At 34.0% G+C, this 24250-nt stretch carries 26 protein-coding genes; 6 read left to right on the top strand and 20 right to left on the bottom strand.

Annotated features, from left to right (window positions below; genetic code table 11):
* Positions 1–29: 29 nt before the first annotated feature.
* From KZH69_RS10540 to KZH69_RS10505, 8 genes are all read right to left on the bottom strand, one after another.
* On the bottom strand, positions 30–497 hold the full coding sequence (locus tag KZH69_RS10540; RefSeq protein ID WP_219317406.1) for an Mpo1 family 2-hydroxy fatty acid dioxygenase: 468 nt from the start codon (positions 495–497) through the stop codon (positions 30–32).
* Between the two features lie 54 nt (positions 498–551).
* Positions 552–1058: a GNAT family N-acetyltransferase gene (locus KZH69_RS10535; protein ID WP_219317405.1), complete on the bottom strand. Its 507-nt coding sequence runs from the start codon at positions 1056–1058 to the stop codon at positions 552–554.
* A gap of 147 nt (positions 1059–1205) precedes the next feature.
* Positions 1206–1781, bottom strand: a complete 576-nt coding sequence (locus tag KZH69_RS10530; RefSeq protein ID WP_219317404.1) for a DJ-1/PfpI family protein — start codon at positions 1779–1781, stop codon at positions 1206–1208.
* A gap of 352 nt (positions 1782–2133) precedes the next feature.
* Entirely contained in the window at positions 2134–2712 is a 579-nt protein-coding gene (locus tag KZH69_RS10525; protein ID WP_219317403.1) for a hypothetical protein, read from the bottom strand.
* A 168-nt stretch (positions 2713–2880) separates the two neighbouring features.
* Positions 2881–4740, bottom strand: coding sequence for a peptidase U32 family protein (locus KZH69_RS10520; RefSeq protein WP_219317402.1), 1860 nt, complete (start codon positions 4738–4740; stop codon positions 2881–2883).
* Positions 4741–5014: 274 nt separating this feature from the next.
* Entirely contained in the window at positions 5015–5923 is a 909-nt protein-coding gene (locus KZH69_RS10515; RefSeq protein WP_219317401.1) for a hypothetical protein, read from the bottom strand.
* A gap of 185 nt (positions 5924–6108) precedes the next feature.
* A complete protein-coding gene (blaOXA, locus tag KZH69_RS10510; protein ID WP_219317400.1) occupies positions 6109–6921 on the bottom strand; it encodes a class D beta-lactamase in 813 nt (270 codons plus the stop codon).
* A gap of 1 nt (position 6922) precedes the next feature.
* Positions 6923–8005: a serine hydrolase domain-containing protein gene (locus tag KZH69_RS10505; protein WP_219317399.1), complete on the bottom strand. Its 1083-nt coding sequence runs from the start codon at positions 8003–8005 to the stop codon at positions 6923–6925.
* A 415-nt stretch (positions 8006–8420) separates the two neighbouring features.
* Between KZH69_RS10505 and KZH69_RS10500 the strand changes: the two genes are divergently transcribed.
* Positions 8421–9014 (top strand): hypothetical protein, encoded by a 594-nt coding sequence (locus KZH69_RS10500; RefSeq protein WP_219317398.1) that lies wholly within the window; start codon positions 8421–8423, stop codon positions 9012–9014.
* 71 nt (positions 9015–9085) lie between these two features.
* On the opposite strand, the gene KZH69_RS10495 is transcribed toward KZH69_RS10500, so the two are convergent.
* The 4 genes from KZH69_RS10495 to KZH69_RS10480 all read right to left on the bottom strand — a co-directional run bounded on the left by KZH69_RS10495 (position 9086) and on the right by KZH69_RS10480 (position 10957).
* Complete coding sequence (locus KZH69_RS10495) at positions 9086–9667, bottom strand: hypothetical protein (protein WP_219317397.1); 582 nt, start codon at positions 9665–9667, stop codon at positions 9086–9088.
* Between the two features lie 129 nt (positions 9668–9796).
* Positions 9797–10297 carry an SRPBCC family protein gene (locus KZH69_RS10490; protein WP_219317396.1) on the bottom strand — a complete coding sequence of 167 codons (501 nt, stop codon included), beginning with the start codon at positions 10295–10297 and terminating at the stop codon, positions 9797–9799.
* A complete protein-coding gene (locus KZH69_RS10485) occupies positions 10294–10614 on the bottom strand; it encodes an ArsR/SmtB family transcription factor (RefSeq protein ID WP_219317395.1) in 321 nt (106 codons plus the stop codon). The genes KZH69_RS10490 and KZH69_RS10485 overlap by 4 nt, the downstream gene beginning before the upstream one ends.
* Positions 10615–10774: 160 nt before the next feature.
* Positions 10775–10957: a hypothetical protein gene (locus tag KZH69_RS10480; protein ID WP_219317394.1), complete on the bottom strand. Its 183-nt coding sequence runs from the start codon at positions 10955–10957 to the stop codon at positions 10775–10777.
* A gap of 127 nt (positions 10958–11084) precedes the next feature.
* On the opposite strand from KZH69_RS10480, the gene KZH69_RS10475 reads away from it, so the two are divergent.
* The 4 genes from KZH69_RS10475 (at position 11085) to KZH69_RS10460 (ending at position 13678) form a co-directional block, all read left to right on the top strand.
* On the top strand, positions 11085–11312 hold the full coding sequence (locus KZH69_RS10475; protein ID WP_219317393.1) for a CDGSH iron-sulfur domain-containing protein: 228 nt from the start codon (positions 11085–11087) through the stop codon (positions 11310–11312).
* A 222-nt stretch (positions 11313–11534) separates the two neighbouring features.
* The gene (locus KZH69_RS10470) at positions 11535–12383 is read left to right on the top strand and encodes an NAD(P)H-hydrate dehydratase (RefSeq protein ID WP_219317392.1); all 849 of its coding nucleotides are present in this window, start codon (positions 11535–11537) and stop codon (positions 12381–12383) included.
* A 139-nt stretch (positions 12384–12522) separates the two neighbouring features.
* Positions 12523–13317, top strand: a complete 795-nt coding sequence (locus tag KZH69_RS10465; RefSeq protein ID WP_219317391.1) for a HipA family kinase — start codon at positions 12523–12525, stop codon at positions 13315–13317.
* On the top strand, positions 13295–13678 hold the full coding sequence (locus KZH69_RS10460) for a DUF3037 domain-containing protein (protein ID WP_219317390.1): 384 nt from the start codon (positions 13295–13297) through the stop codon (positions 13676–13678). The genes KZH69_RS10465 and KZH69_RS10460 overlap by 23 nt, the downstream gene beginning before the upstream one ends.
* A gap of 319 nt (positions 13679–13997) precedes the next feature.
* On the opposite strand, the gene KZH69_RS10455 is transcribed toward KZH69_RS10460, so the two are convergent.
* The 8 genes from KZH69_RS10455 to thrA all read right to left on the bottom strand — a co-directional run bounded on the left by KZH69_RS10455 (position 13998) and on the right by thrA (position 22165).
* Positions 13998–14288 (bottom strand): YciI family protein, encoded by a 291-nt coding sequence (locus KZH69_RS10455; RefSeq protein ID WP_219317389.1) that lies wholly within the window; start codon positions 14286–14288, stop codon positions 13998–14000.
* Positions 14289–14558: 270 nt separating this feature from the next.
* Positions 14559–14969 carry a VOC family protein gene (locus KZH69_RS10450; RefSeq protein WP_219317388.1) on the bottom strand — a complete coding sequence of 137 codons (411 nt, stop codon included), beginning with the start codon at positions 14967–14969 and terminating at the stop codon, positions 14559–14561.
* Between the two features lie 24 nt (positions 14970–14993).
* Positions 14994–15440: an SRPBCC family protein gene (locus KZH69_RS10445; RefSeq protein WP_219317387.1), complete on the bottom strand. Its 447-nt coding sequence runs from the start codon at positions 15438–15440 to the stop codon at positions 14994–14996.
* Between the two features lie 94 nt (positions 15441–15534).
* Positions 15535–16272 carry a hypothetical protein gene (locus KZH69_RS10440; RefSeq protein WP_219317386.1) on the bottom strand — a complete coding sequence of 246 codons (738 nt, stop codon included), beginning with the start codon at positions 16270–16272 and terminating at the stop codon, positions 15535–15537.
* Positions 16273–16543: 271 nt separating this feature from the next.
* On the bottom strand, positions 16544–16993 hold the full coding sequence (locus KZH69_RS10435; protein ID WP_219317385.1) for a hypothetical protein: 450 nt from the start codon (positions 16991–16993) through the stop codon (positions 16544–16546).
* Positions 16994–17294: 301 nt separating this feature from the next.
* Entirely contained in the window at positions 17295–18584 is a 1290-nt protein-coding gene (gene thrC / locus KZH69_RS10430; protein ID WP_219317384.1) for a threonine synthase, read from the bottom strand.
* A gap of 128 nt (positions 18585–18712) precedes the next feature.
* Positions 18713–19633, bottom strand: coding sequence for a homoserine kinase (locus tag KZH69_RS10425; RefSeq protein WP_219317383.1), 921 nt, complete (start codon positions 19631–19633; stop codon positions 18713–18715).
* Between the two features lie 84 nt (positions 19634–19717).
* On the bottom strand, positions 19718–22165 hold the full coding sequence (gene thrA / locus KZH69_RS10420; RefSeq protein ID WP_219317382.1) for a bifunctional aspartate kinase/homoserine dehydrogenase I: 2448 nt from the start codon (positions 22163–22165) through the stop codon (positions 19718–19720).
* A gap of 738 nt (positions 22166–22903) precedes the next feature.
* Between thrA and KZH69_RS10415 the strand changes: the two genes are divergently transcribed.
* Positions 22904–23989 (top strand): hypothetical protein, encoded by a 1086-nt coding sequence (locus KZH69_RS10415; RefSeq protein WP_219317381.1) that lies wholly within the window; start codon positions 22904–22906, stop codon positions 23987–23989.
* The last annotated feature ends 261 nt before the right edge of the window (positions 23990–24250 follow it).

The raw sequence follows: 24250 nt of genomic DNA, 5'->3' as shown, positions 1-24250 counted from the left end.
GAGTATAATGAACAAAAAAAATTACAAATCTATTGTTTTTTAGAAAATAAGTTTTGGACAACCCAAGCTGGTCCAATCATCAAGAATTGTATGTCTTTTAGAAACGAAGGTTTTTTGCCTTCAAGATTATGTCCATAAAATTGGCCAATCCAAGCGATAACAAAAACTCCAATCGAGAAAGCCCAAAGAGGAACGAACTGTCCGATGTAATGATTTAGGATCAAGCAAAGAAAAGAGAAGATGATAATCTTGATAGCCATAGACACAGACAATCTGATGTAAAATATAGAAACAAATAGTAAAGCTACAAATCCCCAGTTTTCAATGATAGGTTGGTTTAAATGAAAAATAGAATTCAAAAAACCACTCGGAATACTCATTAATAAACCCAATACAGAAAAGAAAATTGCAGGAACACAGATGTAATGTATAGCCTTATTTTTTGGATTTTGGTGGCTTACTGCATATTCTTCAAACCATTGGTCTAATGTTTTCATAAATGATATTTTTTTTACTAATTTATAAAATAATAATCATTAGATATAAAAGAGTTAAAGTATTTTTTCAAGCACAATAAATTCCAATGGTTCTTTGGAAATGATTGCGTCGGTATCATTGAGTAGAAATGGCTCTCTTATTCCCGTGTCCTCATAGCCATGACGTTTGTACCATTCGATTAATTCTTTCCTAATTGAGATCACGGTCATAACAATTTTGGGCAAACCCAAAGAAAAAGCATGAACTTCGGCTTCTTTTAGTAATATTTTTCCAATACCACTATTTTGCAATTCGGGTGAAACAGTCAGCATTCCCAAATAAAGTTTAGATTTTTTATTGACCAGTAAAACAGATCCGATGATTTGATTGTTTTTTGTGTATTTTAAAATAGTATTATTTTTATTTTTAATAATTTGTTCTAGTTCATCTAAAGTAATTCTTTTTCCAGATAAAAGGTTTGCTTCCGTTGTCCAGCCTTGTTTTGAGGTTTCTCCGCGATAGGCAGAATTGATTAATTTTTCTAAAGAAAGTACATCTTCTAGTGTTGCTGTTGTAATCATAAAATTAATTGAAATCTTCTATCTGTATAAAAAGGTATTGATTTTCAAAGGTAAAAAAAAACTACAACAAAATTAGCTTAGGTTGTAGTTCTTGAATAGTATTATTTAAATCCAAACTTTAAGTTAGCGCCTTACTTTGATGTGAAATTAAATTTCAATTTTGGTTCCCATAATTTTCAGAAATTCTCTTATAAAACTTGGATGTGCTGGCCATGCCGGCGAGGTAACTAGATTTCCATCAACAAAGGCTCCATCTACAGGAATGGATTGGAAGATTCCACCTGCTAATGTCACTTCTGGACCAACGGCCGGATAAGCAGTTAATTTTCGTCCTTTTACAACGCCTGCTGCTGTTAAAATTTGGATACCATGACAAATAGCTGCAACTGGTTTATTGGTTGTAAAAAAATGCTTTGTTATTTCAAGTACTTTTTCGTTCAATCTCAAATATTCGGGAGCTCTTCCTCCAGCAATGACCAATCCGTCATAATCAGATACTTTTACGTCATTAAAACTATAGTTTAATGTGAAGTTGTGTCCTGGTTTTTCGGTATAAGTTTGGTCCCCTTCAAAATCATGGATAGCTGTTTTTATGGTATCTCCCTTTTTTTTGTCGGGACAAACGGCGTGTACGGTATAGCCTACCATTTCCAACATCTGGAATGGAACCATAGTTTCATAATCTTCGGTGAAATCACCTGTCAAGAACAATACTTTTTTCATTTTTATACTATTTAAAAATTAATACAAACTTTTGTAAAACAAGAAATCAAAATAGGTTATACAGATATTGTATAAGTAGAATCTGATTTTTTGTTTTATAAAGTTAAGAAAAAAGTATTTACTGATTTGGTTTTTAGCTGTTTAAATTAGGTATACGTTTTTGATTTTTTTTCGGATGTTCTTTGTTTATAAAAAGAATCAATTATATACTGATGATCTTGTTTTGCGTGAGTGATGGTAGTGGAGCTCTTTTTTTTATCCCTCTTTTGGGATTAAAAAAAAGCGGGAACGTACAGCACGACCCGCAGTCTCGTCTTTTGGGACGAGACGAAGGGACACGCCCAATTAAAATTTATTGCCCAGGTACAGTTGTTTCTGCAGGTGTTGAAGGTGGAGTTTCATTTGTTGAAGGTGGAGAAACAATATAATTTGGAACTGCTTGTGGAGTTGCTGGTTTATTAGCAGCGACAGGAGAATTTAACGGTGCTCCTACAGGAATGTCACAACGGTGTCCAGGCTGGCCGTGAGGAGGATTCATACCCTTTGCAGTCGGTACAGTTGTTGTAGTCACAGATTGACCCGAATTTGAGACAACTTGTGACGTTGTGGAATTAGCAGCTATAGGGGAGTTCAAAGGAGCTCCTACAGGAATGTCACAACGGTGACCTGGTTGACCATGAGAAGGATTCATTCCCTTGGCAACTTTTACTGGAGCAGTTGTTTGTACAGGAGTTGTAGTATTTTGAGCAGATGCTGCTGGGTATAGACTTTGACCTTGGTTTGGTTGTGGAGTTGTTAACGTTTGATTTTGTTGCTGATTGGCAACTTGATAAAATGGAACAACTACTTTAGGTGTTTGGTTTTCAGCTTCGTTTTTGCAGGAAATCAATACAAATGCTATAATGAATAGGGGAGTTAACAGATTTTTCATGATTTGATTTATTGGTTTTTACAAATTTAGGATTTTTAGTAATACGCTTCTGAATTAGAGTTTGCTTTTTAGAACGGAATTCAAAATGAGTCCAAAAAAAAACTACAAAATAAAGGGAACTTTATTTTGTAGTTTATGATTATATCTAAAAAGACGAAAATTAGTGTTTTAATCTTCTTCAATTTCAAATTCCGCGTCTTTTTCCCAAATTTCCATTTCACAAGGCTTGCAGTTGAATTTCAGTTTGTATTCCAATTCGCCTTGTTTCAATACCAAAGGTTCTTTTAGTTTGGTTTCCATAGTGTCTTTATGGTACTTTGGGCATTTGGCCAATTCGTATTTAATACAATATTTGGTGGTCATTACTCGAGATTTCCCTGGATCCCATTGCAGTTCAAATGCTTTTTCAATTTCGGTTACGCCATGTCGCTCATAAAATTTACGCGCCAATTTATTGGAAACATTGTACATGAAATCCAATTTGGTTTCAGGATAAGGGTGAGATGTCTTTTCGATTTTACGTTCTTCTCGTTTGTAGTTTTTCAAACGAGTTTCCGATAATTGTTCGTAAACGGTTCTGCGCATTTCATTGATTTTCGAAATAGGTAAAAACCAATTATCAGAAAACTGAATCGTTATTTCATCAGCCGTATAAGGAGTAAAACCAGTTTTGGCCAATTGCGTTTTGATGTTTTCCTCGATGGATTGATTGTTTTTGGTTTGTTCTTTTGGATGAATCAAATTGACAGAACTTGTATTACCATCTTCATCGGTGGCAAGCAGTTCAAAACCAGTTTCGTTTTCGAACAATAATAAAGAAGTGCTTATTTTTCGAACTGCACTGTCCTCACGTTCCACAATTTTAATAAAAGCGGCATCATTGTTTCTGTAAATGAAAGTACCTTCTTTTAATTCTTTCAAAACGTTAGGATAGGCAAGTCCATTTTCGACTTTATTTACGTAAATACCGTCGGCTTCGTTATTTTCATTGATGTAGCACAAACCATCACCATTGTTCAATACGTGTCCGTTTTCAATTTCATAGGCATTTCCAACGGTTCGGATTAATTTACCAATGTATTGCCCTTTTGATTTTGGACTTTCCCAAGAACCAATTGTAGCGTGACGTTCATTTACAAAATAATCAGTATAACCACGGTTGAAAGTACGATTCAAAACTGAATCAAAAGTATAAGTACATTTTCCTGAAGAGGCTTTGGTATATTTATCATTTTCTTCCAAGAAAGCATCCAGTTTTTGTCTAAGGTAAGAAACGTTGTTTTTTACGTAGACAATATCTTTCAAACGACCTTCGATTTTGAATGAACAAACGCCAGCTTCCACCAAATTTGGAATCTCGTTTGAAACATCAAAATCTTTGATAGAAAGTAAGTGGGTACTTTTGATTAACGTTTCTCCATGACCGTCAATTAGATTGTAGGGCAAACGACAGTTTTGAGCACAAGAACCACGATTAGCGCTACGTTCTCCATTGGCAACACTCATATAACAGTTACCGCTGAAAGAAACACATAAAGCTCCAGTTACAAAGAATTCCAGTTCCACATCAGTTGCGTTGCTGATTTCCTTGATTTGATGCAAGTTCAATTCACGAGCCAAAACGACGCGTTTGATTCCGGCATCGGCCAAGAATTTCATTTTTTCGGCATCTCTATTGTTGGCTTGTGTGCTGGCGTGCAAAATGATAGGGGGTAAGTCCATTTCCATGATGGCCATGTCCTGAATAATCAGAGCATCGACACCAATATCATATAATTTCCAAATTAGCTGACGGCAGGTTTCTAATTCGTTATCGTAAAGAATGGTGTTCAAAACCACAAAAACGGGTACATGGTATAAATGGGCATATTGTACCAAGGCAGCAACATCTTCAATAGAGTTGGTGGCATTCGAACGGGCACCAAATTGGGGAGCTCCAACATAAACGGCATCGGCACCACTGTTAATGGCAGCGATACCGTGAATTAAATCTTTTGCGGGCGCTAATATTTCTATTTTCTTCTTCATCTGTGGATGATCAATTTATAATTTCTAAAAGCTGGTTGCTTGTGTATTTGCAAAAAGCGTGCAAAGTTCTTATAAATATTCCAAGATTTCTAACCCAAAATGATTTTTTTTGATTTGCATTGGAAAAAGTTGAGTTTCTGACTAAAGAAAGATGCAGGAAGTTCTACTGTTTTTACAAAATTAGCTGCAAGGATTTTTATGTATCCCAATTGTTACTCAATAGTAAAAAAAAATCCGCCAAAATAGACGGATTTAATTTATTTTAGAATACTATTTAATCAAAATAGGAATCATCCAATGCATAATTAAAAGTTCCATTGGTAACTTTGAAATCACCGGGTGTTTCTGATTTACTATAAGTGAATGAAAATGTACCCTTTATTCTTTTGGTGGTTAGATTAAATTCGGTAACTGTCAATGTCCCAGAGGTAATCATAGAGAAGTTGCCATCATTTAAAATTAAATGCGCTTGACATTCGGCAGTAGTTGATAGATCTTCTCTTTCATACAAAGTATATGTGCCTGGTGTCCACTTGTCATTTGGGATATGCAAGTTTATTTCTATGAGAGTGTCAAGATTGTCTGAAGTATCACCTTGGATCCATAGAAATCTTGGGTCACCTATTGCACCGCCATCATTTTGAACATTTACATCATTTCCAGTAAAAGCATATAAATAAGGTCTCATTACATTGTATTGTACGTTATCAATATTTGCTGTCATTAATGCTAGAGCATTATCTATAGTTGAATCTATTGTTGTTATTGTTCTTTCGATTCCGTAGGAAGTTCCTTTGCTGTTAGTGGCATAAGCTCTAACATAATAGGTAGTTTTTGGACTTAATCCTGTCATTGTGGAAGTAAAGTTTCCAACACTTGTATTGTCATTAGTTTTGGAATTTGCAATTGTTGGGTTTGTTGTGGTACTCCAAACGATACCACTTGCGGTTATAGGTGATCCACCATCGGATGTTATTGTGCCTCCTAATTTAGGGCTAGATGTAAGTTCATCTGTAAATGATGCTTTTGTTGTTATTATTGGAAGCCCAATGGTTTCTGCGGGAGTAACAGGATCTACAGTTGGGATTGCTTGATCAATTGGTTCGTTGTCACTAGTGCAAGAAATAAATAAAAACAATGACAATAAGATTGTCAGCAAAAGAGTAATTCTAAGTTTTTTCATATAAAAATTTTTGCGAATTTATTGAATAATTTTTGTATTCGCAATTTGTTATTGAAATAATTGTACAAAAAAAGTAACAATTATCAGGAGAAATTTAAATCTTAATAGAGCTTTTGATTCTAGATTTAAATTTTTATATAATTTGAGGTTGTTTAAGTTATCTTGTATATGATAGCTTGTAGTTTTTATTCAATCAATTTTAGTTTCCTAAACGCTTCTTTGATCGCATTCATTCGAATAGCAGGAAAACTATCCATAGTAGCATTTTTCATTTCGACATTTAAAGCGAAAAAGTAAGCCAAATTATTCGTCTCTATATAGCCCACAAACCAGCCATTATCCAAATCAGCTCGCATCCCCCAACCAGTTTTACCGCTTAAAGTATAACTTTTGGTGTTTTCTATTATCATGATGTTTCTCATAGTATTTTCGGTTCGCTTGGAAATGGGTAATTTAGAGAAATACAATCTTTCCAAAAAGTCAATTTGTTGCATCTGGGAAATTTTGGATTCTCCTTGTAACCAAAAATTGTCTATAGTAATAGTGTCAAAAAACATTCCAGGGTAATCCAATTTCTTTAAGTAGGTTTTCATTCGGTTAACGCCAATTTTTCTAGCCACTTCTTGGTAACAAGGAACACAAGAAACTTGGAATGCTTTTTTAAAAGTCAAATCCTGTTCCCATTTTTTATTATTGCGTTGTTCTCCGTTCCATTTAAAAATGACTGAATCATTCTGGATTACTCCCGTTTCTAAAGCGATAATTGAATTTGGAATTTTAAAAGTTGATGCTGGAATGATTCCCGTTTTTGCCCAAGTAAAATCATTCGAATAATAGGTGTTGTTTTTAACATCGTAAATTAAAACGGCTCCTTTTACTTTCAGGCTTTCTAGAATAGTTGCAAATTCAGGTTTTAAGACCTCGTTCTTTTTCAGTTGCCCATGTGAACTTATACTTACTAATAAAAGCAGGTGTGAAATGATTAATATTTTTCTCATTTTAATGGTGTTTAGTATTAACGTTTTTAGTTGAGTCGTGAAAATTTATAATCTCTTGCCTTACTATTTTTAAAATTTGAGTATGATAAAAAAAAGTATTTCTCAAGTCATTTGGGGCATAGGCAGTATTTTCTAACACAACTAAAGTTGTTTTGGTTTCTGGAAAATAAAAATTCATTGAAACAAATCCTGGTGCAAAACCTGTTTGTCCCAATTGTAAAATTTCATCTTTTGTGTCTACTGTAATTCCATAACCATAATCGGTTTTTCCAGATAATGGATGTTGTCGTATAGCTCCTTGCTGTTTTGTGGTCATCATCTTGTATGTGTCAGCTTTCAACAGCTTTCCTCCTTGCAAATTTTGATTCCATAAAATCAAATCGGGTTGGGTGGAAACAAAAGAACCGGCTGCAGGAGCATTCCTGAAACTATTTTTTTCGAGTTCTATTTTTCCGTTTTCTTGTTCGGAATATCCTTTAACCAAATTTTTATATTCTTTTGTGTCTGGATGAAAAGTGTTTTTCATTCCGCATTTTTGAAACAGTTCTTTTGATTGTTCAGCAAATGATTTTCCCGAAGTCCGTTCCGTAATCTTTGATAATAAATCATAACCTGTGTTTGAATAAGAATAATTAAACGCTGTTCCAGCTTTGAAAGCAGTTGGTTTGTCAAGTTCCGTAATTCCGTGCGTATGGGTTAATAAATGATGAACCGTAACAGTGTCGGCCCAATTTTGAGAAAGTTCAGGTAAGTATTTACGAATGGGTTCATTCAGTTTGAGATGTCCTTTTTCATATTCTTGTAACACTAAAACTGCTGTAATTTGCTTGCTAATGGAGCCAATAACAAATTGGCTGTTGGGCTGTAATGGTGCTTTCTTTTCTAAATCAGAATAACCCATAATTTTTGAATAACTGGTCTTTCCATTTTTTGAAATGATAATGATTCCGTTAAAAGGTTTTGTTGTTTTACTCGAAATTAAAGAGTCGATTTTGACACTATAATTATTTTTATTTTGGCCAAAAGAATGGAAACTATAAAGCAAAATAATTCCTAAAGAGGTCCGTTTGAAAATTTTCTTCATTATTGATTTGACTTACTTGATATTTGTTATTAGAAATGATGTTATAATTTGTAAATTTTATCTAGGCAGGGACTAGATGTGTTATAGTTAAATTAGATGTATTTTCTTATGCTTGAAATTTAGGATGAAAGATAATATTTTGTTTTTAAACCGTCAACTTTGATTGCCTATGTTTATTGCAGAAGTTTTAATAGCAAATCTTCTATATACTACGTTGTTTGAATGTTAGTTTTTTTTAAGTATAAATTCATCCCAGAGGAGTAATTTTAGAATCGCATTTTCCAAAAATGCAATAAATATCATGAATTGGTTGTTATATAAATAGAGTGGGGTTGTACTTGTCCGACGGTTTTGTATAGATTCTAATTAATTAAGAACTGTAACACTTATAATCACTAATAAATAAATATCACTTATGAAAAGGATTTTGTTTTTTGTTGTTATCATTGGTATGTCCTTAAATGGATATGCCCAAGAGGAATTTAATTCTAAATTCAAAGGAGTTCCGCCCAAAGAATCCAAAAAAGAAAAAATGATTCCTCCAAAAGAAATTTCATCAAAAGTTACACCACCCGATGTCGTGAAAAAGCCAGATTCCTTGCAAATTAAACCAGCAGAACTTTTTAAGGATACCAACTTGTATAAAAAAGAGGCAAATACTGAGGGTGTTTACTATAAAAAAAATCAATATTTAGGCAGTTTCAAAACAACGTCTATGACCTCCAAAATTCGTTACCGTGATGCTGCATTTCTTGATGGCGACAAAGTAAAGGTGTATTTGAATAATAAAGTTATTGAACCCGAGGTTGTTTTGGAAGGAGATTTTAAAGGATTTGAAATAAAACTGGTGAAAGGAATTAACAGAATTGATTTTGAAGCTTTGAATGAAGGTTTCGCTTCACCGAATACTGCAGAATTCGATGTTTATGACGACAAGGGAGTTGTTACAGCAAATCAGTGGAATGTAGGTACGGGGTATAAAGCAACAATAATAATTATAAAAGAATAAAAGCTATAGAAACCGAGAAGATTTTTATAGCTTTTATATCTTGTAAGTGTATTTGTTAAAAGGAAAGCATGTTATTTTCGCTCTTCTAAGATGGTCTTATAAGTTTGGGTTTTCATATCAATAAAATAGTCTAAATAGGATATTTGATATACCACAAAATCAGATGCATATTTTTTCTTGTCAAGGGTTGCAAACAAATTCAGTCGTATTTGGTCAATTTGTTTATTGAATTTGCCTTCGTCCAATTGCATTAGAGATTCGTAATCAAAATTCTCTTCATTTTTGGCAAAAGTTTTGACAAACTCGTTCTCGACTGCGCCTTTTCCTGTAAAAGCCAAGGTTTTTCCAGGTTCTTTGCCATCAACAGTGATCTTTAAGTCGTAACCATTATTTAGATATATACCATTTGGAAAAACACTTGAACAATTGCTTACATAATATTTATCCGCTCTTACGTTCAAAGTATCTTTCAGTACTCCATCCTTATCTACTTTTATGACTTTTTTGAAATTTGGATTCTTATATGAGATGATCACTAAAGAATCGACTTGAAGGTTAGAGATTTTTACTTTAAGAGCTGCATAGTTCTTGGTTTGGCTATTTGCATTTAAGGCAAAAAGGATTACAGCTACAATTGGAAACAGTTTTTTCATTTAAAATATTTGTTATGTTAATGTATTGCAAAAATATTTTAATTCCCTATTTGCAATGTTACCCTAACAATAAGTTAATCTTAATTAGCGAGACTTCGCCTTTACATAGATTTGTATTGAAAATGAAAATTATTTTTGCGATAAAATATCCAATAATTTTTCTAAATTATCAATACTCATTTTATACCCTTCTACAAACCCCATTTCAATCATCTTTTCCATACGTTCAAGAGATTCATTTGTAATAATCAAACTCAATTTTGTTATGCCATTTTGTTCACTGAAACTAAAATCCCAATCAGAACCCAATAATTCAGGATTTTCATCTTTATCTGCAAAGCTATTGTGCATTTTAAAATTGGTTTTCGGGCTGATGGAAGTATATCTCTGAATTGCCCAACGTTCAATTCCTTCGGGGCTTACCATGGCATAAAATCTTCGTCCGCCAACTTTGAAATCCATATATTTCGTTTTGGATATCCAGGGTTTTGGTGCAACCCATTGATCCAATAGTTCGGGTTTCGTAAACGCATCCCATACCAGTGGAAGTTCGGCCTCAAATTCTCTGTTTATAAATACCGTTTTTGCTGTTTTGTCAACGGTAAAATCAAATAGCAAATTGTTTTTCATTTTTTATTTTTTTTAATGGTGGATAATACAATATCGAGTTGGTTAAAATTAATTTCCCAGATTTCTCTGAATTGGTTTAACCATTTGTCAATCTCTTTCATTTTTTCAATTTCAAGGGAATAATAAATTTCTCTACCCTGATGCTCTTGTTTTATTAACTCGCATTCCGTGAGTATTCGTAAATGTTTTGACACCGCTTGACGAGTCATGTTAAAGTTGTCTGCAATGGCATTAGGTGTCATAGCTTGTATTGCAATTAATGTAATAATGGCCCTGCGTGTTGGGTCGGCAATGGCTTGAAAAATGTCTCTTCTCATTTTTATTGATTTTATAATATGAAACCTTTTGGTTGCAAATATATGTGCAACTATTCGGTTTCGCAAATCTTTTTTGATTTTTTTTAAATATTTGGATTATAGGTATTTGACGTAGTAATAGTTAGCAGCTAGTTCACTTCTTGCAATTTATTTAAAACTTTCATAGTTTACACGAAAATTTTCCGTTCCAAAGTAAAGCAGCTGGCAACTGAATTTTACTGTCAAATTTCAATTTATCTAGATTTTTACATTCTTTAATTATCAAAATATCAAGTTTATGAGCCAATGCAGATTCTACTTTTTTTAGAAAATCCAAATTACAATTCCAGGTTATGATTTTCATTGCAATTTGTTTTCTATAAAATAGAATTAATATAAATAAGGATTTTGAATCCTAAAAAAAAACACATCAATGCGAAACCCTAAAAATATTTTTTGCAATCTTTGGCCTCTAAAAATTAAATAATATTATGAATAAGACAAAATTAATAATCAATCGCAACGGATCAATAAAAATTGAAGGAGATTTCGAAATAATGGATCAAGATGGTAACATTTACGGACTGCAGGGAAGAGGAGCATTGGGACTTTGCCGTTGCGGATTATCTGCCAACAAACCTTTTTGCGATGGTTCCCATCGTAATGGTTTTGAACATGATTCAAAAGCATTTGACTTGCCACCTATGAAAACCAAATAAGGAGTACGTTTTCTTTCATAATTTAAAATAAGCTGCATTTTTTTAATGCAGCTTATTTTGTTTAATCCTCTACTGCAATAGGTTGAGTGACTATAAACTTAGGGTAGATATAAGTTGGGTCGTGATGAATAAGTACAGAAAATTTCAGAATTATGAATTTGCATTTTAAGTTTTGGTATTTTAGTTTCAGAATTTCGTACTTTTAATAGAAATTACAAGCTCATGAATACTCCAATTGCCATTGACCGAAATGAAATCCTGAAACGGTACAAACCCATTGATAAATATACGCACAAAGGCATACAGGGACATGCTTTGCTAATTGGCGGGAGCTATGGTAAGATTGGTGCGATGTGCCTGTCCAGTAAAGCAGCGCTGAAGACGGGTTGCGGGCTAGTGACGACTTTTGTGCCGCTTTGTGGCTACGAAATTGTACAAACCTCCATTCTCGAAGTGATGGTGGTAACGGATGAACACGAAAGATACCTTTCAGATATTAGTTTTGAATTGGAGGCTGATGCTATTGGAATTGGTCCGGGAATGGGACAGAAAATGGCAACTCAAAAGGCTTTTCATGATTTTTTGTCAAACACGAGCACTCCGTTGGTTATCGATGCCGATGCGCTGAATATTTTGTCCCATAATCCGTCTTGGGTGGCGCTAGTACCTCCCAGAACAGTTTTGACACCGCATCCCAAAGAACTTGAACGTTTGATTGGAAAATGGTATACAAAAGAAGAAATGTTTGGTAAAACGGTTGTTTTTTCGCTAGTGAATCATGTGGTAATTGTGATGAAAGGAGCACCAACATATATTATTGATGGCGAGACAATTTATGAAAATACTACAGGAAACGCTGCCCTAGCTACCGCCGGAAGTGGAGATGTTCTGACGGGAATGATTACGAGCCTTTTGGCACAATCCTACAAAGCCGTGGATTCGGCACTAATTGGTGTTTATTTACATGGTTTAACCGCCGATATCGCTTTGCCCGAAACGGGTTATCAATCTTTTATCGCTTCGGATATTATTGCAAATATTGGGAAAGCGTATTTGAGTTTGGAGGATTAAGGTTGCTTAAAAGTTCAAATTTTTTAAAAGTGTAACGTTTTGAATAGTCTACTTAAATCTTAGCATCTTAGTTTCTTAGCGTCTTAGCCTCTTAAAAGAGAATAGTTATTTGTACGTTTGTAGTTCGTAAAATCATACTATGAAAAAACCACTTGAATTAAGAACCGTAAATGTTACGCGCTATATTTCGCCACTGCGGGAAGGTGGTTCGTTGCCTGCTCTTGCCGAAGCGGATGATGATTTTAAATATGTTTTGAAATTCAGGGGTGCGGGTCACGGCGTAAAAGCCTTGATTGCCGAACTGATTGGCGGAGAAATTGCAAGAGTATTAAATCTGAAAATGCCCGAATTGGTATTTGCTAATCTCGACGAAGCTTTTGGCCGTACCGAAGGCGATGAGGAAATTCAAGATTTATTGCAAGGCAGCCAAGGGCTCAATTTGGCATTGCATTTTTTGTCGGGAGCTATTACTTTTGACCCCGTAGTAACGAAATTGTCTCCTGAATTGTCGTCACAAATTGTCTGGCTCGATGCCTTTATTACGAATGTCGATCGCACGTTCCGGAATACCAATATGCTCATTTGGCACAAAGAATTATGGCTCATCGACCACGGGGCATCTTTGTATTTTCACCATTCATGGAATACATGGGAAACACATGCCAAAAGTCCTTTTGCCTTAATAAAAGATCATGTGTTATTGCCACAAGCCAGCAAATTGGCGACAACTGATGTTGCTTTTAGGAAGTTACTCACCAAAGATATATTGCAAGATATTGTCAATTACATACCCGAAGATTGGCTCGATTGGGAAGATACCGAGCTAACTCCTGACGAAATTAGAGCCATTTACTTCCAGTTTTTATGGACAAGGTTGAACCATTCAGAAATTTTTATAAATGAAGCCCAAAATGCAAGAGAAAAACTTATATGAATATGCCGTTATTCGCGTTGTGCCAAGGGTGGAACGAGAGGAATTCCTGAATGTAGGCGTTATTCTGTTTTGCAAAAGCGCCAAATTCATAAAAATGCTCTATTCTGTTAATGAGGCAAAATTGCTTATGTTTTCTGAAGATTTTGATTTGGAACAACTCGAATTAAATTTATCCTCATTTCAAAAAATCGCTCACGGGGGCAAAGACGGCGGCCCTATTGGCGCGTTTGATATTCCGTCTCGTTTTCGTTGGCTAACCGCTATCCGTAGCTCAGCAATACAAACTTCCAGACCACATTCAGGTTTTTGCACGGATTTGGATAAAACCATTCAACGACTGTTTGAAGAATTGGTTTTGTAACTCCTCCTATTTTTATAATTTGGGCGTAACCCCAAAGCAGAAAATTTCGTTTTTGATTCCTCTTTCTACTGGTTTTGTGGTCGGGCTTTTGGCTTTATTCCCGATATAAAAAACTACGGCTAAAAAGCCTTGTTTTTCTAAATCGGGAGATATCGCCGCAAATGAAATTCACTGAACTCCAATGAAAATAAATACAATGTGAGGTAATCCCTTACGCGAGCTTTACGCTGATGAAGAAATTTAGCGGTGAAACATTGATATTTCCTCTGATAAAAAATCGAAAGAATTTAATATTGGTTTTGGTCTAAATAGTAAAACGCTATTTTTCTATGAAAATCTTAAAATCTTCATCATATTTGGTTGGGATTACTTCGGTAATGTCATAATCAGCGATTTCATTTTGATAAAAAGGATCTTGCTTAATAATTTCCTGAAGCGTATCTCTGTCCACATTACGAACTAATATTACGCCACCTGTTCTTGGATTTTTCCTTCCTGAAAAAATGAATTTCTTTTCTGAATAGTATTTGTCTAAAAATAGAATATGTGATTCGATAAATTTATCTACCTCACTGAGGTCTTTTTTATATGATAATGAAATGATAAACATTGGTGCGTTTTTTAATTGTGTTTTTTTATTGCTTTTTCAAAGCTTTAATAACCTTATTGTTGGGTTTATCAGTTCTTTAATTTTGTGATGAAATAAGGCCTTAATTTGCTGTGGGAATTCAACCTGTTAATGTTGTTTGCAAAATCAGGCAGGGAATAGACGTGAGTATTTTGGCTATCAAAAAGAAAGAAACAAACGGGAAAAATATGCAATTAATAGTACAGCATTTTTTATTTGCACGAAAATTAGTTGTTTGTCTTGTTTCTTGGCTTACTGTGCTGTTGGGAATTTTGAAATATCCATATAGAAAATTTCCCAAGTGTGTCCATCAAAATCTTCGATAGTCCGCTGTTGCATAAAACCATAATCTTTCATTTCGCTTGGCTCAATTCCGCCAGCCTTTAGTCCATTTTCCATAATACTGTTAACTTCATCAACACTGTCAGTCGATAATGAAAAAAGTCCCGCTACGCTTGATTTGGTGTCTGCAATGGGTTTGGTTGCAAAGTTTGAAAATTTTTCGTGTGTCAACAGCATCACAAAAATGTTTTCACTCCAAACCATACACTTTCCGCTGTCGTCCGAAAATTGAGGATTGTTTGTAAAGCCTAATGCAGTATAAAAGGCCATAGATTTTTGCAAATCGGTTACTGCTAAATTGATAAAAATTTGTTTTGCCATTTTTTTAATTTTTAGATTACTAAGTTAAGCATCCGGGATATTCGGTTCTACCAAACGTTTTAATTTGTCTAATGATTCCTGCCAGCCTAAATAACACATTTCTGTCGGTATGACATCAGGTATCCCTTCCTGTGTAGCAAAAAGTTCTGTACCGCAAAGTACTTTTCGCAGTTCGATTGTGGTAATCATTTGTCCCGGTAAATTTGGGTCGTCAAACACGTCTGTGTATTTTAATCGCTCATTGGGTATAATTTCTAAATATTCGCCACCAAATGAATGACTGCTACCCGTAGTAAAATTAGTAAACGACATTTTGTATTTTCCGCCAATTTGGAAATCCATACTATGAACTTTGCAGACAAAACCATAAGGAGGTATCCAAGACGCCATTGCATCAGCATCTGTGAATGCTCTGTAAACTTTCTCAGGAGGTGATGTAAAAACTCTGTGAAGTGTAACTTTATTTGCCATGATGTTCTTTTTTAGAGAGTTAAATTTAATGTTTTTTGGATTAAATTTTTTTGTTTGAGTAAAAATTTTGCTTGACGGTGAGTTTTGTTATTTTTTAATTGTAAATGAATATTTTATCAAGTAGTTCAGTTTTTATGATTTTGACTTTTTGTTCACTAAAAAGACTACGATTTCCAATTGTTTTAGTAAACCCAAACCAATCTGTGAATCTTTCAAACGTTCTCAAATAATAGCAATTATTAAATTGTTCTTCGGGTGTTGAATAATCCTCATCAAATAGAGTTATAAATTTCTCGAAAACTTTTAGGTATTTCAAAGCGTAAAAATTTTCAGGATTTTCATTTTTGCCAAACTTTTTTAATAAGAAGATAGAAAATAAATAGCCATATTGTCCAACAGGTTCATTAGGATATCCGTCACTGTAGCCCCAATTATATTTTTCGGTAAATATTAAAAAAATAACTTTAAAAAGCTCAACACGATTTTCGCTTTTTAGACATCGTTCCCCATTTTTAGTTAGTAAAAGCTTACCATTACTTTTTTTGACAAGATTTGTTGATGTGCAAACTATACGGGCCGTTTTTATTGCAATACAATCATCTTCTCTCCAAAGTTTGTTTATTCCAGATTCAATAAGTTGTTCAATAATAAATTTGTATTCATACAATTCTGTCAATATTTTTTTGGGAAGAGCGCCAAGTGGAGTGAGTTTTATAAAGCCATCACGTTCAATGATTTTTAAAAGCTCTTCTGAAATTTTAAAAAAAGGAATTTCATTTAGCGTATCATTATTGATGGTTGAGTTAAATTTAATACAAGAATTTTCACCCAAAGGATTGTGGATTAGTTCGTGAGTTTGGGTAGGAGTAAGTCCCGATAATTTTTCCAAAGGAGAATTGTTATACCTTAAAATTTCCTTTTCAATTTCCGAATTATCCATATTTTAAATGATTTTTTATTATTCTTCCTAACGTCCGTTTGCTACTAGCGGTGTGCGGTTTAATTAAGTCTTATCTTCGGATTTGCCATAATTTGCCAAACACAAAACGATTTTTTATTAAGTCAACTGTCCAAATCCGTTATACTTGTTGGCGGTAGTATTTTTAATTTAGTATTTGTTTTACTTTATTTTCAGATATTTTCTGAAGTTCACTTTTGCTGTTAAAACTCCAAATGACTAAAAAATCACCTTTTGCAAAGATTTGTTCAGGATGTTCTGTTGTTGGTTTTTTTGCTTGTCCCCATAATAATCCAGTTAAAAAACCTTCTCCTTTAAAATCCTCTTCAAACTCAAAATACATTATACTTCCGCTATCGTTTTTGCATTCAAAATTTTGAATAGATTTATTTTTTATTTTTCCAAGAAATATACTGTACATATCGGTCTGTTTATAAAACATACACGCTTGAATTGAAATGCAATTTAGAGTTTCTGAAATAGAATACTCTTTAGGCATTTCAGCGTTGTCAATTTTCAGTTTGTCAATAGTTTGACTAAACAAAGTTGTATGTGAAATTAGGATAATGAATAGAATGCAAATAGTAACTTTCATAAAGTTTTTTTGTCTTGAATTTAAGTTTAGTGAGTCATATTACACCAAAAGGTGTATAGACGAAAGTTTATTTCGCTTATTCAAATATATGTATTTTTTCTTACCATATTTTTAAATTTCATATTGAATGACAGATCTTTTAAAATCCTGATGCTGTCGTAGCCCTGATGGTCGAATTGCTCTCGCAATTACCTGTGTGCCTGAGGTTCAGGCACACAGATATAGCGGACAGCAGGATTAGCTCAAAAAAAAAACGGCTGAAATAAATCTCAGCCGTTTTGTGTGTGGTGGTATAAATTAGCTATCCTAAGAAAGCTTTTAATTCTTCGTATGTCTTGATTTTGGTACTTACTTTCTCTTTGTTCATCACGCTTTCTATTTGTGTTGGCAGGGGTAAAGTAACGCCCAAAGTAGGCTCCACTACGTCCAGGAACTTGATCGGATGTGCCGTTTCCAAAAAAACACCAATCGCGTTGGGAATATTTTGCAATTCTTTTTTCAACCCCAAATAGCCAACTGCTCCGTGCGGTTCGGCGATATAGCCTCTTTCGTTATGAATGGCTTTCATCGCTACCAAAGTTTCAGCATCGGTAAAAGTATAGGAAGTGAAATCTTTTTTGAATTGCTCCAAATCATTTTGATACATCTCCTGAATGCGAACAAAGTTACTTGGATTCCCAACATCCATAGCATTCGAAATCGTAGCGATAGATGGTTTTGGATCGTAAATTCCGTTGGCAAGGAATCTAGGTACGGTATCATTTACATTGGTAGAAGCCACAAAATGTTCGATAGGTAATCCTAATTTCTTAGCAATAATACCCGCACAAATATTTCCGAAGTTTCCGCTTGGACAAGAGAATACTAATGGTTTGTTTTGTGCTTTCAATGCTTTGTATGCAAAGAAAAAGTAAAACATTTGAGGTAACCAACGCGCAATATTAATTGAATTGGCAGAAGTCAGGTGTATGTGCTCTAAATCTTTATCGAGAAACGCTTTTTTGACCATGTCCTGGCAGTCGTCAAAAACACCATCAACTTCAAGGGCTTTTATATTTTGTCCCAAAGTAGTCAGTTGTTTTTCCTGAATGTCGCTCACTTTCCCCGAAGGATAAAGAATAACCACATCGACTCCGTTCACGCCAAGAAAACCGCTGGCAACTGCTCCTCCCGTATCTCCGGAAGTCGCTACAAGAACGGTATTTTTACTGTTTTTGCTGTCTCTGTTAAAATACGCCAGACAGCGGGACATAAATCTTGCGCCCACGTCTTTGAATGCCATAGTCGGGCCGTGAAATAATTCAAGGGAATAGATTCCGTTTTCAACTTCCACCAATGGGAAATCAAAACATAAAGTTTCGGCTATGATTTGTTTTAAAGTTTCGGCAGGAATTTCGTCTCCTACAAATTGTTTGATTGCTTCAAAAGCAATTTCTTCGTGTGATAAATTTTCAATATTCTCAAAAAAACTTGGTGCTAATGGCGTTAAGGTTTCCGGGAAATACAATCCTTTGTCGGTTGCTAATCCTTGTATTACTGCTTCTTGAAAAGAAACGTTTGGTGCATTATGGTTTAAGCTGTAATATTTCATTGTGATACTAATTTTAGAATCCCTACCTCAACCCTCCCCAAAGGAGAGGGAGTCGAAACGTGATTCAGGATGTTTTTATTAAAATTTAGAATTTTATATTTTTATTTCCCCTTCGGGGGTTAGGGGGATTAAATTATCTTCATTCCTTCGTCGTTCACTTTGGAAACGTGAATTTCATAAGGTAAATTCATTTCTTCGTAAACGGCGCTCATGGCTTTGGCAATTTTGTCGGCATTTTCTTTTCCTTTACTTAAAGCAAAAATTGAAGGGCCAGAACCAGAGATTCCAGAACCCAAAGCTCCGTTATCATAAGCGGTTTGTTTGATTAAATCAAAGCCAGGAATCAGCATAGAGCGAACAGGTTCAATAATTTCATCGTGCAACGACCGTCCTATTAATTCATAATCTTGAGTGTACAATCCTGCGACTAATCCACCCACATTTCCCCATTGGGTAATAGCGCTTTTTAAGGAGACCGTTTGTTTCAATACCGAACGAGCATCTGATGTTTTCAATTCAATCTGCGGATGAACTACAGTTGCATATAATTCAGAAGGGCTTTGAATTTTAATAATATCCAGAGGATTCGAGCATCTTACCAAAGTGAAACCTCCCAAAAGGGCAGGGGCAACGTTATCCGCATGGGCATTACCACTGGCTAACTTTTCACCTTGCATGGCAAATTTTACTAATTCTTTTCTGGTGAAAGGGCGTCCCAATAATTCGTTGATTCCAAAAACAGCACCCGCTGAACTGGCAGCACTGCTTCCGATTCCGCTTCCTGCTTTGATATGTTTGTAGATTTCAATCTCAAAACCAAATTCGGTTTCCACTTCCTCCAACATCGCCAAAGCGGCAACTCCGGCAACATTATTTTCGGTTTCCATTGGTAAATCCGCTCCTACGATTTTAGTAATGCGAACTCCTTTCACATCCGATTTACGAACAATCATTTCATCGCCAGCAGTAGCTAAACAAAGTCCGAGTACATCAAAACCACATGAAAGATTCGCGATGGTAGCGGGGCAAAATATTTTTATTTCAGTCATAAATATTGTTGTTGGTCGATGGTTGTTTGTTGTCGGTTTCTGTTTCTGTTTATCAACCATTAACCAACAACCATCAACTATAAATTATATATTTCCTATTCGAATCACATCGGCAAAAATTCCCGAAGCTGTAACCGCTGCTCCTGCACCAGCACCTTTTATCAATAACGGTTGATCAACGTAACGATCTGTATAGAATAAAACGATATTGTCTTTTCCTTCCAAATTGTAAAATGGATGGTCTTTTGGGATGAATTGTAAACCTACACTTGCTTTTCCATCTTCGAATTGAGCAACAAATTTTAATCGGCTATCTTTTTGTTTGGCTTCAGCCAAAATAGATTCAAAGTGTTTTGCATGATCTTTTAATGAAGTGAAAAAAGCATCATTATTGGTAGTTTCCATACATGCATTTGGAAGAAAAGATTTGTTTTCAATATCTTCAATTTCCATTTGATAACCGCTTTCACGTATCAAAATAAGGATCTTTCTGGCAACGTCAATTCCGCTCAAATCAATTTTTGGGTCTGGCTCTGTAAAACCTTGAACTCCAGCTTCTTTTACTACGTCATGAAAAGTATTATTTTCATCAAAATTATTAAAAATAAAGTTTAAACTACCTGACAAAACGGCTTGAATTTTGTGCACTTTATCGCCAGAAGCAATTAGATTTTTTACCGTATCTATGATTGGTAATCCAGCTCCAACATTCGTTTCAAAAAGGAAAGGAGCATTGAATTTACGGGATAAACTTTTTAGGTTTTTGTAATTATCATAGGCAGATGAACAAGCAATTTTGTTACAAGTTACTACAGCCACGTTTTGTTTTAAATACTGATCGTATGTTTTTGACACTTCTTCATTGGCAGTGATATCCACAAAAATACTGTTACGTAAATTGAGTGCTTTTACATTTGCAATAAATTGTTCTCTGTTGGCTGTTTCTCCTTTTTCAAGAAGTGATTGCCATTCTTTCAACGGCATTCCGTCTTCATCAAAATACATTTTTCTAGAATTGGAAACAGCAATAACTCTTACGTTTATTTTTAAATTTTCTTTTAAGAATTTTTTCTGCTTATGGATTTGTTCGATGAATTTCTCACCCACATTTCCAACACCCATTACAAACAAGTTTAATTGCTTAGTGTTTTCTTCGAAGAAGTTTTCGTGTAAAGTATTTAGCGCTTTTTTTACGTCTCTTTCATTAATAACCACAGAAATATTTCTTTCGGAAGCACCTTGGGCAATTGCACGAATGTTGACATTATTTTTTCCTAAAGTGCTAAACATTCTTCCACTTAAACCTTGGTGATTTTTCATGTTTTCACCTACCAAAGCGATAATGCAAAGATTTTTCTCTACAATACAAGGGTCAATTTTGTTTTGTGCAATTTCTACTTGAAAGGCTTTGTTGATGGCATTTTCGGCAGTATCAGCATCCGAATTTAAAATACCAATACATATAGAATGTTCCGATGATGCTTGAGTGATAAAAATAACGTTGATATTTTCATTCGATAAAACTTCAAATAATCGTTTAGAAGAACCGGCAACTCCAATCATTCCGGAACCTTCCAGAGTAATCAAAGTAATGTTGTCGATATGGGTAATTCCTTTTACAGGATTAGTATGCGGTATGAAATTATTGGAAATCAAAGTTCCTTCGGCTTGTGGTTCGAAAGTATTCTTGATATAAATCGGAATGCTTTTTCTTAAAACAGGCTGAATAGTTGGTGGATATAATACTTTGGCTCCAAAATGAGACAATTCCATTGCTTCTTGATAAGATATTGTTGCTATGGGTTGTGCTTGTTTTACAATTTTAGGATTCGCAGTAAACATTCCGTTTACATCAGTCCAAATTTCCAAGTCACTTGCATTCAAAGCTCCTGCAATAATGGCTGCTGTATAATCCGATCCGCCACGACCTAGAGTAGTGTTGATTCCATCTTCTGAAGTGGCAATGAAGCCAGGCATTACGACTACTTGATTATCATTCGAAGCAAAAAAATGAACAACCAGTTGATTAGAAAGTTCAAAGTTTACTGCTGCTTTTCCAAATTGATTATTGGTTTTAATCAATTCTCGACTGTCTTTATAACTGCTGTTTTTTAGCTTTTGTTTTAAAGCTTCAGCAATGATGTAAGATGATAATAATTCTCCAAAACTTAGAATGGTATCTAATGTTCTTGGGGATAATTCTCCTAATAAAAAGCAACCATCAAGCAATGTTTCTAAGTGATTGACGATTCTTTTGATATGACTTAACAGGCCACTTTGTTCACTAACAGGAATCAGTTGTTTAAGTGCCTCTAAATGTTTTTTCTCGATTTCGGTTACAATATCTTTGAAACTCTCATCATTAGCTGCTGCTTTTGATGCAGCCAATTGCAACAAATCGGTTACTTTACTAAGGGCGGATACAACAACAACTAGTTTTTCGTCTTGTGCTTTATTTAGGACTATATCTAAAACTAGTTTTATGTTTTCTGCATTGGCCACCGAAGTTCCGCCAAATTTTAATACTTTCATATGTAGATATTATTTTGTATTTGTTTTAATGTAATTTGGTATCGCTATTTTATATGATCATCAGTATTTGAAATCTTAACGATATTTATATTGTATTTTGTTGTTTTTAAAGTGCAAAAGGCTTCTATACACCCATGACTATCTTTCTTTAAGAAAAAAGTACAGCAGCTGGATTATATGTAAAATGTATACCCCTAAGGGGTAGTAGTTGTAGTAGATGTAGTTGTAACAGCAAGTGCAACCCAGATTTGAGTTGTTATCGAAGGATGATATGTGCTGCTAAAATTTTTCATTTTTGATTTTCCAAAAGTACTATTTTTTATAAAAGAACAAAGCCTTTAGGATCGTTTTTGCGAATAGTTTAATATTTCATTTTATTATGGATTTAAATTTAATATTGAATAATTTATTTCAGTTTTTGTTGAGATTATCTTTGTTTACTCTCTTTTTTAAAGTCAAATTTAGTAATGGTTTTGTTTTAAATAGAATTGCAATTAGATGTGAAATAGGCTTGCAAATCATTTAATAATGATTAGGATGCTCAATTAATGGGAATTGTTGACTCATCATTTTTTTTGCTTTAAAGCTTTATCGGAATTACATTTTTTAATTATTGTGTTATTACTTTTTATTATTTATAAAAAAAAATGAATTTTAATTTGCTAATTGTATATGCTTTACATTGTTATTGTAAAAAAATTACTATTTTCACATCCTAAAAAAATATGAAAGAAAATTATGAAAAAAATAATTCTACTAGTATGTGTTTCTTTTTTTATGCTTGAATCTTGCAGTAGTAATGAAGATACACCAATTGTTGTACCGTCGGCAACTACTGCTGAAGCAGTTTTGGATGGAAATTCAATAAAAATTACATGGCAAGCGGTAACAGGGGCAGGAATTACTTATAATATTTACAGAAATGATGACACTGTAAAAATTAATTCAACTCCACTTACGGAAGCAAAATTCACAGATGTTTTAACTACTACAGGAGCTTTTACATATACTGTTACAGTAAATTTGTCAGGTCAAGAAAGTCCAAAAGGTATTGCTTCTGAAAAAGTAGTATTGGAAGTTCCTAAAACAAGAACTTTTGAAGTTTATAAATACGATGCTAGTAATGTAATGACTACTGAATACAAAAGCTTTTCTACTTTTACTTATGATCCAATAATTATAAATAAATTAATTAGTGTTTCAGGTAACTATTTGATTGCTGGAGGTGCTGCGTCAACAGAGTCAAATAAAGATATATATACTTATACAGGAAATTTAATAATGAAATTGGAGTCATTTAATAATGCAGGTGTTGTTCAGAGTTCGACAGTATATTTATATAATGATAAAAACAAAATGATTTCACTTGAGAATACTCAGAATAATAACAATATTTATAAGATAGTATTTGATTATAATGTTGATGGTACCGTATTAGGTACTCATTATAGCGGTATATCTGGAGCATTGGAACCAAGAGGCAACTCTTCTGTTTATACCGTTTTGAATGGGAACTTGATAAAAGAGGAATCTTTTGTTGTAAATGTAGGTAATCCTATTCAAAAGAGTACTATTGAATATAGTTTTGATACTAAAAAGAACCCGTTTGCTAATGTTTTAGGATTTTCTAATTATACATTATGGTGGGCAAACCAAAATAATGAAATTAGTTCTATAAGTAATAACAATACATCTTCGACAATATATTCATCAAGAAACGAGATTACTTATAATTTAAATGGAAGTGTATTGATAAATAAATTTTACAGAAAAAATGGAACGAACCCAGAAGAACTTTATAGTATTAACACTTATACTTATTAATAAAAATACTTTTTTTGATTATAAAACTTATTTCAGTTTGGAATACACATTGAACAAAAGCAACTCAAATCGAGCTACCGTCTGGACACATCTCTAAAAAGCATCCAGCCTTGCATAATTGCGGCGAATTTTTGAGACACTGTCCCATAAAGTGTGTAAGTTGAAAAGTCAAGGCTTCGGTTTTATAATCGGAGCCTTTTATCAAATATAAGGGTAAATTGGTTTAAAACAATTCCCCAATTTTGAATAGGCATCGTCCAT

The organism is Flavobacterium taihuense (assembly GCF_019351435.1).
Classification (GTDB): Bacteria; Bacteroidota; Bacteroidia; order Flavobacteriales; family Flavobacteriaceae; genus Flavobacterium; species Flavobacterium taihuense.
Note: the sequence above shows the minus strand (reverse complement) of the source record. Positions and strands in the feature narration are given on the sequence as shown.

Coding starts and splice junctions, on each gene's coding strand:
- KZH69_RS10445 (WP_219317387.1), bottom strand. CDS start 15,440: ATGGCAAATAAAGTTACACTTCACAGAGTTTTTACATCACCTCCTGAG.
- KZH69_RS10455 (WP_219317389.1), bottom strand. CDS start 14,288: ATGTTTATCATTTCATTATCATATAAAAAAGACCTCAGTGAGGTAGAT.
- KZH69_RS10425 (WP_219317383.1), bottom strand. CDS start 19,633: ATGACTGAAATAAAAATATTTTGCCCCGCTACCATCGCGAATCTTTCA.
- KZH69_RS10435 (WP_219317385.1), bottom strand. CDS start 16,993: ATGAAAGTTACTATTTGCATTCTATTCATTATCCTAATTTCACATACA.
- KZH69_RS10470 (WP_219317392.1), top strand. CDS start 11,535: ATGAATACTCCAATTGCCATTGACCGAAATGAAATCCTGAAACGGTAC.
- thrA (WP_219317382.1), bottom strand. CDS start 22,165: ATGAAAGTATTAAAATTTGGCGGAACTTCGGTGGCCAATGCAGAAAAC.
- thrC (WP_219317384.1), bottom strand. CDS start 18,584: ATGAAATATTACAGCTTAAACCATAATGCACCAAACGTTTCTTTTCAA.
- KZH69_RS10475 (WP_219317393.1), top strand. CDS start 11,085: ATGAATAAGACAAAATTAATAATCAATCGCAACGGATCAATAAAAATT.
- KZH69_RS10495 (WP_219317397.1), bottom strand. CDS start 9,667: ATGAAAAAACTGTTTCCAATTGTAGCTGTAATCCTTTTTGCCTTAAAT.
- KZH69_RS10520 (WP_219317402.1), bottom strand. CDS start 4,740: ATGAAGAAGAAAATAGAAATATTAGCGCCCGCAAAAGATTTAATTCAC.
- KZH69_RS10515 (WP_219317401.1), bottom strand. CDS start 5,923: ATGAAAAAACTTAGAATTACTCTTTTGCTGACAATCTTATTGTCATTG.
- KZH69_RS10490 (WP_219317396.1), bottom strand. CDS start 10,297: ATGAAAAACAATTTGCTATTTGATTTTACCGTTGACAAAACAGCAAAA.
- KZH69_RS10540 (WP_219317406.1), bottom strand. CDS start 497: ATGAAAACATTAGACCAATGGTTTGAAGAATATGCAGTAAGCCACCAA.
- KZH69_RS10480 (WP_219317394.1), bottom strand. CDS start 10,957: ATGAAAATCATAACCTGGAATTGTAATTTGGATTTTCTAAAAAAAGTA.
- blaOXA (WP_219317400.1), bottom strand. CDS start 6,921: ATGAGAAAAATATTAATCATTTCACACCTGCTTTTATTAGTAAGTATA.
- KZH69_RS10530 (WP_219317404.1), bottom strand. CDS start 1,781: ATGAAAAAAGTATTGTTCTTGACAGGTGATTTCACCGAAGATTATGAA.
- KZH69_RS10485 (WP_219317395.1), bottom strand. CDS start 10,614: ATGAGAAGAGACATTTTTCAAGCCATTGCCGACCCAACACGCAGGGCC.
- KZH69_RS10525 (WP_219317403.1), bottom strand. CDS start 2,712: ATGAAAAATCTGTTAACTCCCCTATTCATTATAGCATTTGTATTGATT.
- KZH69_RS10535 (WP_219317405.1), bottom strand. CDS start 1,058: ATGATTACAACAGCAACACTAGAAGATGTACTTTCTTTAGAAAAATTA.
- KZH69_RS10500 (WP_219317398.1), top strand. CDS start 8,421: ATGAAAAGGATTTTGTTTTTTGTTGTTATCATTGGTATGTCCTTAAAT.
- KZH69_RS10465 (WP_219317391.1), top strand. CDS start 12,523: ATGAAAAAACCACTTGAATTAAGAACCGTAAATGTTACGCGCTATATT.
- KZH69_RS10415 (WP_219317381.1), top strand. CDS start 22,904: ATGAAAAAAATAATTCTACTAGTATGTGTTTCTTTTTTTATGCTTGAA.
- KZH69_RS10505 (WP_219317399.1), bottom strand. CDS start 8,005: ATGAAGAAAATTTTCAAACGGACCTCTTTAGGAATTATTTTGCTTTAT.
- KZH69_RS10450 (WP_219317388.1), bottom strand. CDS start 14,969: ATGGCAAAACAAATTTTTATCAATTTAGCAGTAACCGATTTGCAAAAA.
- KZH69_RS10460 (WP_219317390.1), top strand. CDS start 13,295: ATGCAAGAGAAAAACTTATATGAATATGCCGTTATTCGCGTTGTGCCA.